The following is a 10,537-nucleotide window of genomic DNA, read 5'->3' on the forward strand; positions in this document are numbered from 1 at the left end:
TTTTTTTGGGTTTGTTTTCTAACATTAAGTATGTAATTTATGCTTATGAAAAAAATTATTTAGGAACTTTTAGTGTAGTGGAAATTATGTCTTATTCTTTTTCTTTTCCTGTATTGCCTACATATGTTTTGTTGCTTTTTATATTTTCTGCTTCGGATATATATTTAAAGGAATTACAAGTTTTTAAGGTAATACGCTTTTTTAGTCGTGAACAATTGAAAAATATAATAGTTGGAAATTTATTATATTTTTCAATTTTATTTGTTTTTATTAGTTTTATATTTAATTTTGGAATTACAGTGTCAATGGTTGGATTAGCACAAAGTTTTTTTTCTATTAGTACTTTTATTTGGTTTGTTGTGAATTTTATATTTTTAGTTCTATGTTTCTTTATAGTTGGAATGCTTGTTACTGTTATAGGCTTAGTATTTAGAAACTTATTTATTGGAATAATTGTTTCTAGTATTTTACCTTTGATTGATATGTATTCTCCAATATCATTTATTTTTAAACAAGCAACAATAAATATTAACCATGTAGTAGGAACAATGAATGTAATTTATATGTTGTTATATTTATTAGTTATTAGCTATCTCCTTATTAGTGTTCTTCGAAAATTAGTTAATAAATATGATTTTTATTAGTAAAGCAAATGCTATTGAAAGGTATTGTATAGTATATGGATATTATAATTTACGATATTAAAAATTCTTTTAAAAAGAATTTTTTAAAATGGGTCTTTTGGTGTGTTTTTTTGTTGGTGTTATGTGTTTTAGCTATAATTACTTTGAATAGTGAAAATCAAGTAAATAGTTCTTTAGATTTATGGTTTTTTTTATTTACTGGAGTTAGAGATTATACTCCAGGAATAATACAGTTCCCTCCATTTTCTTGGCTATTAATACAAGCATTTTTAGCTTTTTTGGTTGGTGATTATTTATATAACGAATTAAAGGAAAATAGTTTTTATGCTTTGTTAAGAGTTAAAAAACGACGTGATTGGTTTTTGGCTAAAGTAGTTTGGCTTATTATTACGGTTATGTTATTTTATATAACTATTTTAATTTGTTTAATATTATCTTCATTTTATCTGGATCAAAATATTAATATGTGGGGAAATTATTCAAATGCTTTATTTAAAGATCATTTAGTATTATCTATAAATCCTTTAACTTTTTTTGTATTATCTTTTTTTAGTTGTTTTATTACGTCTTTAGTAATTTCTTTAGTGCAAGTTTTGTTAACTATGATAATGAAACCTATATATAGTTATATATTTATTATAGTTATATTATTAATTTCGATTTATGTACCTTCTCCAATTTTATTAGGAAGATATTTGATGGTTATTCGTTATATTGAGTTTTTCTCAAATGGTTTTTTTGAAGGTATGTATATTATATTGTGTGAAATCCTACTATTCTTTTTTATGTTGATTCTAGGAAGTGTATATTTTAAGAAAATGGACTTAATTTAAGTGAAATGGAGTGACTAAAAAATATGTCTACATATATAGAATTAAAGAATGTATCTAAAACTATTCGTCAAAAAAAGATTTTAAATCAAATTAATATTTCTTTTCAAGAAGGAAAAGTTTATGGTTTTAAGGGACATAATGGTTCTGGTAAAACGATGTTATTTCGTTCAATATGTGGTTTAATTATTCCTACAACAGGAGAAGTTTTAATTGAAAATAAAAAGATTGGAAAAGATATTTCATTTCCTCCTAGTGTAGGGGTTTTAATTGAATATCCTGGATTTTTACCTCAACATACTGGTTTTAAAAATCTTAAAATGTTAGCTTCTATAAAAAGACAAATAGAAGATGAGCAAATCAAAAATATTTTAGAAAAAGTAGGTTTATCTTTTAATGATGACAGGAAGTTTAAAAAATATTCTTTGGGTATGAAACAACGTCTTGGTCTTGCTCAAGCTATAATGGAAGATCCTGATTTAATAATTCTAGATGAGCCAACTAATGCTTTAGATCAAGAGGGTATACAATTAGTTAAGAATATAGTTAATGAATTAAAAAGTCAGTCAAAAACAATATTAATTGCTAGTCATGATTATGAATTTTTAAATGATATTACTGATGAAATTTTCACTTTGAATGATGGTTGTATAGTGGGTCATGAAATTAATGATTAATAAATTATCTTCTTGAATATAAAATATATCTAGTACATTATCTTTTTCTTTTTTATTGATACCAATATATTTTAAGGTAATTTTGGGTGTACTGTGATTGAGTATGTCTTGTAACATAGCAATATCTTTTGTTTGTTTATAGAACCAATAGCCGAAGATTTTTCGCATGGTGTGAGTCCCGATGGATTCTACATCGGCAAAATCTCCGGCTTTTTGCAATTGCCGATAAGCCTGGATTTTACTAATGGGCTGATTTCCTTTTCGTGAAGGGAATAACCAAGTACTTTCTAATGTTTGCGCATACGAATAGATTTCATCAAAAATAGAAGTAAGGTTAATCATGCGTTCTTTCTTCGTTTTTCCATCTTTGATTTTGAATTCTTTTCTCTTTTTTCATTTTAGGGGGATAAAGAGAGTAAAGTGATCAATAGTAGAGGTCGTTGCATGTGTTGGTCAATCAAAACGGACCTAGCGAAGCGAAGGGAGTATTTGACTTGACCAACTACACTTATACCCGAACCCTCTTGGCATTGAACAAACGACCGTTTGTTCCTGCCAACCGGCGAGGGAGCCCCTCAAGGATGGAGGGGATGGGGAGTTCGATGGATGGGGTCTGGGGAAGATTTCCCCAGTGGGTTTGGGCAACGCCCAAGGTTTGGTTTTCCATGCTAAGCATGGTTCGGTGAAGCCGACAAGCGTCGCAGACCCCTATCGATTTTGATGCGAAAGCGTCAAAATACGTATAGGGTTACGTCAATTGACACAATTTCGTCGCCTTGCTAGACTAATTGTATCAATTGATCTAGAGGAAGTGGTGGCACTTTATGTTGTTTTCTATCTCATTTAATCAATCTCATCAAAGTTCATTAAGCCATAATAACAGAGAAAACATTCATGGGAATCCTGGCATAGATCCATCCAGGTTAGAAGAGAATATCTATTTTGTTCAAAAGGACATCCGAAGTGTATACAAGGATGTCTTTCAAGAAGCAGTAAATAAGTATAACGAGAAACAAAAACGTAATGATCGCAAAATTAAGGATTATTATGACAAGATAAAAAAAGATACAAAGACACATGAGCAACGAGAATTGGTTGTAGCGGTTGGAGAGGGTAAAGATGACCCAAAGTATAGGGAAGCTAAAAAAGAAGCGTTAAAACAGTATGCGGAGGCGTTTCAAGGGCGAAATCCAAATCTAGCAGTCTATAACATGGTATTACATGATGATGAAGCAAATCCGCATTTACATATTAACTATGTACCGAATTTCGAAAGTAGTCGAGGATTAACGAGGCGTGTCGGAATGGATAGAGCCTTGCAACAACAAGGTGTACAAGGAAAAGGAACGGAGCTAATTGCGAATTGGAGACAATTAGAAACGGCTTATATTGAATCTTTAGCTAAAGAACAAATTCCAAATTTTGAACGTGCCAATGTGGGTTCACATAAATATATGAAAGTCCGTCAATACAAGGAATATGCTGAAGCTGTTTCTAACATAGAGAATCAAATTACGGAGATAAGCAAGAGATTACCGGATAGCAAGATTACGCTAAAGCCCAAAAAGAAAGAGATCAAGACTGAGGTAAAGCCAAAATTAATTGGTAAACCTGAAATCATTGAAAAAGAAACAGGCAATTATGTTTTTTCACCAAAGCAAATCGAAAAAGTAGAAGAATTGATAACTGCAGCAGTCACTGTAAAAAAAGATTATGAGCGTTTGCAGAATACGGATTTCGTAAAAGAAAATAGGGAATTGAATCGTCGAGTTGATAGTTTGTATGATTCTTTAAAAGAATCTCAAAAGATAAATTTAGAGTTGAAAGAGAAAAATAGAAAATTAAATACTGAAATAGGTTTGTTAAAAACTCATATAAAGGATTTGAAGGAGAATATAAGAGTTTTGTATCAACAGACGAAAAAAGCTTTTAAAGAGAAATTTAAGGTATTTAGAGGGATTATTAAAAATGAATTGGATAGCAAGGGAGTAGATAATCAATTTGAACGTGAACATAAGAGAGAAATAAGCAGACATCGAGATTTTGATAGAGAACGGTAAAAAAATGGGGAAACTTTGTTTTTATCTTCAAGGTTATTGAAAACGTGATAGAATGAAAAAAAGAGCCATGCTGGAACATGACTCTTTTTATAGGGTATTCTACGAAAATACCTAGACTTCATTTATCTGATTATAGATTATCATAATTTGTTTTATAATCAAATAGCAAAAAATAGGTGTTTTTGTTGATTCCCTCAATTTAGAGGAGGAATTAACAGTGAATGAAGAATTGGGACAAGCTTTAAATCAAGCTGATAGAAATGCTAGAAAAAGAGATTTTGAGAAAGATGGAAAACAAAGAGATCAAGCTGAAGAACTAAAAAAATCTCTTTTACAACAGTTAAAAGAATTAACTGGAGAAGATCATTATGTTGGAACTAATAAAGATCCATTTGCTGGAGAACCATTTAATCAAGTAATGCACAGAAATTTAGATTTGTTGAATAGTATTGGTTATTTAACTCAAGCAGAAGAAAGTTTTTTATTTAGAATTCAAGCTTATTTGGAATTTAGAAGTAATGTTATCATTTGTAGAGATGATAAATTTAAAAGGAAACGAAAGAGCGCTGAGGAAGATTATGAGTTACCAAAAGCAGCAACTGTTTCTGAAATTGCTGAAATGATAGGGAAATCAAGAGAAAAAACTTCTTTGGTTATGAATTCATTAAAGAAAAAAGAAATTTTACTTAATCCAGAAGGTGCTGGACAAATTATTGAAAATGGTCGCACTGTAAGTCCTAGAACATGGGTAGTAAATCCTTACATAATGATTTGTGCACCTCGAAAAAATGAAGTGAAACTTGATAAATTAACGATGAGATTGTTTCAATATTCTTTGAAAAATCTTAAAGATCAAAATGGTAAAAAGGTAAAATTACCAGCTAGATTTTTTTAGACTATATCAAATTGATATAGTCTTTTTTATATGTATTTCAAAGAGATTTATCCGTTTTATTACTTATTTGTATTTTTTTAGGTGTGACGAAAACGTCACAAAAAGACTTAAAAGTGTGACGAAAACGTCACACCCTAAAAAGTGTATTCAACCCAGTCATATCAAGGGATTCACACGATTTTTGTAGATGCTCTCTATTATCACTATTATTAAAGGCTAAAAGTTCCGCAAGGAACAGGTAGTATTTTTGAGCAAATAACGCTCAAAAATCTCCACCTTCAGAAAAAGAAAAGTCGGTTCGTTAATCCTCACCTAAAGGCTATCGCCTTTTCTTTTTTTTCTGTCCTTGCGGAACTTTTTTCGGCTGGTTTTTAGCTTTCGCCAAGCCGAACAGACCAAAAACGGGGTTAAGTTGTTCGACTTGGATCAACAATTGTACCAGCCGAATCGCCAGTTCTTCCGTTCAAAATATTCTTCTTTTTCTATATGAAATTAACGCTATGTGGGGTTTCGTCCCCACACGACGAGCCAGCACTCACACCCAAAAACAGGGAGAATAGCATGATAAAACATTTTTACATCTTAAAATCACGTTATTATAAAGACATTTGGTAGTCTTTCATTAGCCTTTAACTTAACCTCAAACTTAAGGGAGATGTATAAATGAACATCGGTAAACAGATACAATACTTTCGTAAACGGGATAACATGTCCCAAGAGAAGTTAGCAGAAAAAATTCATGTTTCCAGACAATCTATTTCTAACTGGGAAAATGAAAGGAACTATCCAGATATTCATAATTTACTAATGATGAGTATTCTCTTTAATGTCTCCCTGGATGATTTAGTTAAAGGAGATGTAAAGATCATGAAAGAAGAACTTCAAAAATCAACTTTCTTTAAGTGGAGTTACATCATGTTAGCATTAATGATTCTACTTCCTATTTCTATTGCACCTGTATTTTACTTTTTTGGTTATTATGGTCTTATAATACCTGTGGTACTTACGATTTTGCTTATGTTTTCATTACAGCAAGTTGAAAATATAAAAAAAGAGCATAATTTAAAAACTTATCGTCAAATAGTTGATTTTATAGAGGGAAAACCTGTAAGTGAAGTAAAGCTTAATATAAAAGACAAATTATTAAAAATAGGTTTGATGCTTGCAAGTGCTTTAATTAGTTATAGTTTGATTTATTTAGGATTGAGTGTATTTGGAAGATAACTTAGAAAACTATTAAAAGTCCTCCGGATTGTTTAACTGGAGGACTTTCGTGTTTATATAATTTTTGTTATTTCTATCTACTTTTTTGTTTCACTCTTTTTGCTCCCTTGCGAAAAAAGAAGAGAAATAAGGTACAAGAAGGCTGCTGTTGCAACTGCTGACCAACTAATGGATATCCAATCAATTCCATCATGTTTAATCATACTAGCAATTACAATTCCGATAAGAATACCTAAACTGGTTAAAAGGTATGATTTCCAATTTAAATCTGTCGATCCTTTACTATCTTGAATTATTTTTTCTTTCAACTCTCCATCACTCCTTAATAATTCATCGATTGTGATCCCGAATAAATCACTTAAATCGATAATCACTCCAATACTGGGATAATTTTTACCTGTTTCCCACTTTGAAACTGATTGACGGCTAACATGTATTTTTGTAGCAAGGTATTCCTGTGACCAACCTTTCTTTTCTCTTTCTTTTTTTAATTTATCTCCAAAAAACATATTGTTTATCGCCCTTTCTTATTTCAGTATTGTTGAAGTGGATGACTAAAGTAAAGATAGTTATAGGCACATAAAGGTGCAACAAAAGGTTGCACCTTTATGTGCCTCCAAATAGCTCGTTTGTTTAATTGTATTATCCATCTATAACAAATTTTACCATGAAAAGAACCGTTTTTTATTTGCTTCCCAACTTTTATTTTGTATATTTTATTCATAGGGAGTTAACATAACGTCCTATTATCGGTAGCAAAAATTTGGATAGAATCCTTGTATGTACAGGGATTCTTCTTTTTTTGTCTGTTTATTTGATATACAGGATTTTATACATCGTTGATATAGCGAGGATTTTAGGGATCCAAGCTATTTTTTTTTGCATAAAATCTTGTATATAGAAAAAAGATTTTGATGTTATTATCGAGAAGTAATACATATCGGTGTTAAAATCGGAATGTATTTCGAAATTAAATCGTTTTTAAAATCGGTTTTTATATCGGTTGCAAGTATATTCCGATTTTGATTGGAATATTGATTTAATCGTGTTTTTAAGTAAAAAAACGTATTCCGTTTTTTGGGGAGGAATAAAAATTGGAACTAAAATCAGAAATGCACACGCCGAAAATTGTTGCGGATATTTTAGGGATCACACCCGATTTGTTAAAGGTATGGTCAAACGAATTTAATATACAAACGGAGCGAAGTCAGGGAGGTCATCGCAGATACTTCAAGGAAAATATAGAAGAACTAAAAGCAATAAAAGAAAAAATACAGGTTCAAAAATGGTCTTACGATCAAGTTCGCTCATGGCGGAACGGAGAACTTGATTCGTTTGTTTCAAAAGAAGAAAAATCAGAATTAGAAAAGAAACTGAATGAAGTATTAGAAAATCAACAGTTACAAAATCAGTTTAATCAAGCACTCGTTCAAAAATTGCAAGAAATTACGAATGAATTGGTTACGACAAAAGAGCATTTAGCGAATACGGAGAAAAAGTTAACTGAAGTAGAAGGTAAAAACAGTGAATTAGAAGTTTTTATAGAGAAGAAGCTAGAGAAGCGAGATCAGTTATTGCTTGAAAACATTAGAGATATGCAGGCTCAAAATCAGAAACAAAAACGGAAAGGTTTTTTCGGTTTGTTTAAAAAGTAAATTTGTTCGGTATTTTATGTAGGGTTCTAATGTCGGAAAAAGAAGAATAAAAATATAGCATACATACAATAAGGGAATGCAGTATAGATCAGTCTACAAGCATTCCCTTGTTATTATTATGTTATTATTTGGGGATATTTTTACCGAAAATAAATTATTAAAGTAATAACATCTTGTTGTTTTAATTTACAGTGATTAAAATACGATTTCTTTTATGCGGAGCTTGTGGTTATTTATTTTTCATTTTAATTTCTTTTAGGAATAATTTTTTTTTGGACGTGTAATTATTTGAAAATTCGTGCTTTTTATTCAGTTTATCAAAATCATTTAAAGAAATTTTTTCAGCAAGTTTATATATTTCCTTGAAGTTTTTTGAATTTTTCATTCTGTATACCTACCTTTCTAAATGTTTATTTATCAATGATTACGTTTGTTGATGGGGTTCAAAAAATTGACATTTTCAGGTCATGTAACTTTTATAATAATTTCAATTTTATCAACTCATGGTCAAAAAAACTAATTATTGTTTTTTTCAGGATTACCTTGAAAATTCATATATATCGCTAAGTATAGTATTAATTGAGAGGTAAAAAACCATGAAAAAGAAATCAATTATTGCAGGTTTAGTATTAGGTTTATTCTTAACTATTAATGGAGTTAATTCTGTTTATGCTGAGAAAGCCACTTGAGTTTGAGGGGGTAGAGGCTCGTAGTCAAGTAAACCGTGGAATAAAAAGTGTAGGACGGATTCTTAAGTAAAGGGCATTCATCAATGTCTTCGTTAAGATTTATGGTTCTACTGTTTAGAAAAAAGTGAATAAGAATTACAATATACATACAATAAGGGAATGTAGTATAAATCAGTTTACAAGCATTCTCTTGCTATAACTATGTCTTTTTACTACATAATGATAGATAAAAATTAAATATATCATGTAGTACTATTAAAAATAGGATAAAGAGATGTTTTAATCCAAAAAGAGGACAAATATGCAAATTTGCATATTTGTCCTCTTTTTGGATTAAATTAGCAAAAAAAACTTTACTTGGTAATCGTATTATATTAATATAGTTTAGTATTCATTAATTTATGAGGAGATTACGATATGAAAAAAACTTTTAAAAAGGTTATTTTGGCGGGTGCTTTATTAGGTTTTGTTGTTACTAATACAAACCTTGATATTGCTTCGGCGAATAATTCAGATGATTCGGAATATTATATGAAGTGGCCAGCTGGTGGTTTAGGAGTACGATATACTAGTGATAGAGCGAAAGAAGATAAAACATCTTCTTATATAAAAGCTGAGTGGATTGGTAATGGTCGTCAATTATATGTTTGGGTAGCAGATAGTGATTATAATGATCGTTCTGGTGGTCATAAATATTTCGTTAGTGCTGGAGAAGCTCGTAAACTTGCAAATGTTGTAAAAGAAGAGGGCAGAAACTATGCTCGTCTAGCAGCAAATTTAAAAGGAACATCTAGAGTATCTATTGCTTCTGGTGGAGTATGGAGTCCGGATAGTCGATGATTATTAAAAGACAATCTTGAAATTTCAAGATTGTCTTTTATAGTATATGTATAAAGTTGGTATTTGGAGGATGAATATAAGGTATGAAGAATATTTTAGTTTTAAATTTAAAACAAGCTTTTTTTAATAAACGTTTTTTATTGATTATTTTACTGTCTATAATTTTAAGTCTCTGTCATTATTATTTTAATGTTTATACTTATAGTATGGATAAATGGTATGATAAAGAATTTTTAAGACTCTCTTATAAATGGATAGGTTTTCAAAGTGTGGGTTCGTTTATATTTTTATTAATGCCTTTAATTTCTGTATTTGTTTTTTCAGATAGCTATTTATTAGAACAAAAAACTGGATTTTTAAATGGAATTTATACAAGAGTTTCGAAAGGGAAATATCTTTTATCAAAATATATTTCTGTTTTTATCATAGGTGGTATTTCTTTTATTTTACCGTTGTTAATTAGTTTAGTTATTGTTGCTTTAACTGTATCTATTGAACCTGTGAGTAATCCAAATTCGGGATTAACGCCAATAAGTTTAAAACATATGTTTTCGGGATTATATTTTAGTTCTCCAATTTTATATTGTTTTTTATATTTACTGATAGACTTTTTATTTGCTGGGGTTTTTGCAGTTTTAGCATTAAGTGCATCAATTTTCATTAAAAAAGTATTTGTTGTTTTATTGATACCTTTTTTAATGGATATGATTTTAGGTATAGTGCTAGAACCAATTTTTCCTCAAATTGTTCCAACATATTTAGTGGATCCCCAACAACCAATATTATATAACAAACCGATTTATCTTGTTCTATCGTTTTTATTGTTTTTATTTATTAGTATGTTCTTTTATTTTTGGGGTGCAAAGAAATATGAACAAATTTAGTCGTTTTTATGAGAATTGTATTTTAGGTAGAAGAATTAGATTGTTATTAACTTTCTTATTTCTTTTTTTGGGTTTGTTTTCTAACATTAAGTATGTAATTTATGCTTATGAAAAAAATTATTTAGGAACTTTTAGTGTA

The 10,537-nt window shown here is 29.8% G+C and carries 10 protein-coding genes and 2 pseudogenes; 9 read left to right on the forward strand and 3 right to left on the reverse strand.

Annotated elements, in window-relative coordinates; genetic code table 11:
* The 3 genes from AC1Q8L_RS29710 to AC1Q8L_RS29720 form a co-directional block, all read left to right on the forward strand.
* On the forward strand, positions 1 to 644 hold a 644-nt coding region (locus tag AC1Q8L_RS29710), incomplete at its 5' end, for a hypothetical protein (RefSeq protein WP_492339551.1).
* Positions 645 to 679: 35 nt separating this feature from the next.
* Positions 680 to 1,477, forward strand: a complete 798-nt coding sequence (locus AC1Q8L_RS29715) for a DUF2705 family protein (RefSeq protein ID WP_142318011.1) — start codon at positions 680 to 682, stop codon at positions 1,475 to 1,477.
* A gap of 23 nt (positions 1,478 to 1,500) precedes the next feature.
* On the forward strand, positions 1,501 to 2,151 hold the full coding sequence (locus AC1Q8L_RS29720) for an ATP-binding cassette domain-containing protein (RefSeq protein WP_448164024.1): 651 nt from the start codon (positions 1,501 to 1,503) through the stop codon (positions 2,149 to 2,151).
* A 15-nt stretch (positions 2,152 to 2,166) separates the two neighbouring features.
* Here the strand turns inward: AC1Q8L_RS29720 and AC1Q8L_RS29725 are convergent.
* Positions 2,167 to 2,544: pseudogene (locus tag AC1Q8L_RS29725) on the reverse strand (tyrosine-type recombinase/integrase); the annotation flags it as partial.
* 431 nt (positions 2,545 to 2,975) lie between these two features.
* On the opposite strand from AC1Q8L_RS29725, the gene AC1Q8L_RS29730 reads away from it, so the two are divergent.
* The 3 genes from AC1Q8L_RS29730 (at position 2,976) to AC1Q8L_RS29740 (ending at position 6,330) form a co-directional block, all read left to right on the forward strand.
* Positions 2,976 to 4,211 carry a plasmid recombination protein gene (locus AC1Q8L_RS29730; protein ID WP_098312242.1) on the forward strand — a complete coding sequence of 412 codons (1,236 nt, stop codon included), beginning with the start codon at positions 2,976 to 2,978 and terminating at the stop codon, positions 4,209 to 4,211.
* A gap of 217 nt (positions 4,212 to 4,428) precedes the next feature.
* The gene (locus tag AC1Q8L_RS29735) at positions 4,429 to 5,106 is read left to right on the forward strand and encodes a hypothetical protein (RefSeq protein WP_001985840.1); all 678 of its coding nucleotides are present in this window, start codon (positions 4,429 to 4,431) and stop codon (positions 5,104 to 5,106) included.
* Between the two features lie 663 nt (positions 5,107 to 5,769).
* Complete coding sequence (locus tag AC1Q8L_RS29740) at positions 5,770 to 6,330, forward strand: helix-turn-helix domain-containing protein (protein WP_098312241.1); 561 nt, start codon at positions 5,770 to 5,772, stop codon at positions 6,328 to 6,330.
* A 77-nt stretch (positions 6,331 to 6,407) separates the two neighbouring features.
* Here AC1Q8L_RS29740 and AC1Q8L_RS29745 read toward each other — a convergent pair whose 3' ends face one another.
* Positions 6,408 to 6,839, reverse strand: a complete 432-nt coding sequence (locus AC1Q8L_RS29745) for a helix-turn-helix domain-containing protein (protein ID WP_098312240.1) — start codon at positions 6,837 to 6,839, stop codon at positions 6,408 to 6,410.
* Between the two features lie 585 nt (positions 6,840 to 7,424).
* On the opposite strand from AC1Q8L_RS29745, the gene AC1Q8L_RS29750 reads away from it, so the two are divergent.
* Positions 7,425 to 7,985 (forward strand): MerR family transcriptional regulator, encoded by a 561-nt coding sequence (locus tag AC1Q8L_RS29750; protein WP_098312239.1) that lies wholly within the window; start codon positions 7,425 to 7,427, stop codon positions 7,983 to 7,985.
* A 232-nt stretch (positions 7,986 to 8,217) separates the two neighbouring features.
* Here AC1Q8L_RS29750 and AC1Q8L_RS29755 read toward each other — a convergent pair.
* A pseudogene (locus AC1Q8L_RS29755) lies at positions 8,218 to 8,370 on the reverse strand (anti-sigma factor); the annotation flags it as partial.
* Between the two features lie 721 nt (positions 8,371 to 9,091).
* Here AC1Q8L_RS29755 and AC1Q8L_RS29760 point away from each other — a divergent pair.
* Together AC1Q8L_RS29760 and AC1Q8L_RS29765 are read left to right on the forward strand one after the other, a co-directional pair.
* On the forward strand, positions 9,092 to 9,514 hold the full coding sequence (locus tag AC1Q8L_RS29760) for a DUF2712 domain-containing protein (protein ID WP_098312238.1): 423 nt from the start codon (positions 9,092 to 9,094) through the stop codon (positions 9,512 to 9,514).
* 83 nt (positions 9,515 to 9,597) lie between these two features.
* The gene (locus tag AC1Q8L_RS29765; RefSeq protein ID WP_098312237.1) at positions 9,598 to 10,398 is read left to right on the forward strand and encodes a hypothetical protein; all 801 of its coding nucleotides are present in this window, start codon (positions 9,598 to 9,600) and stop codon (positions 10,396 to 10,398) included.
* Positions 10,399 to 10,537: the final 139 nt, after the last annotated feature.

The organism is Bacillus sp. GW823-FHT06A11 (assembly GCF_058795355.1).

Bases quoted from the DNA above. Each gene is read 5' to 3' on its own strand.
- AC1Q8L_RS29730 (WP_098312242.1), top strand. From the start codon at position 2,976: ATGTTGTTTTCTATCTCATTTAATCAATCTCATCAAAGTTCATTAAGC.
- AC1Q8L_RS29740 (WP_098312241.1), top strand. From the start codon at position 5,770: ATGAACATCGGTAAACAGATACAATACTTTCGTAAACGGGATAACATG.
- AC1Q8L_RS29715 (WP_142318011.1), top strand. From the start codon at position 680: ATGGATATTATAATTTACGATATTAAAAATTCTTTTAAAAAGAATTTT.
- AC1Q8L_RS29765 (WP_098312237.1), top strand. From the start codon at position 9,598: ATGAAGAATATTTTAGTTTTAAATTTAAAACAAGCTTTTTTTAATAAA.
- AC1Q8L_RS29745 (WP_098312240.1), bottom strand. From the start codon at position 6,839: ATGTTTTTTGGAGATAAATTAAAAAAAGAAAGAGAAAAGAAAGGTTGG.
- AC1Q8L_RS29720 (WP_448164024.1), top strand. From the start codon at position 1,501: ATGTCTACATATATAGAATTAAAGAATGTATCTAAAACTATTCGTCAA.
- AC1Q8L_RS29760 (WP_098312238.1), top strand. From the start codon at position 9,092: ATGAAAAAAACTTTTAAAAAGGTTATTTTGGCGGGTGCTTTATTAGGT.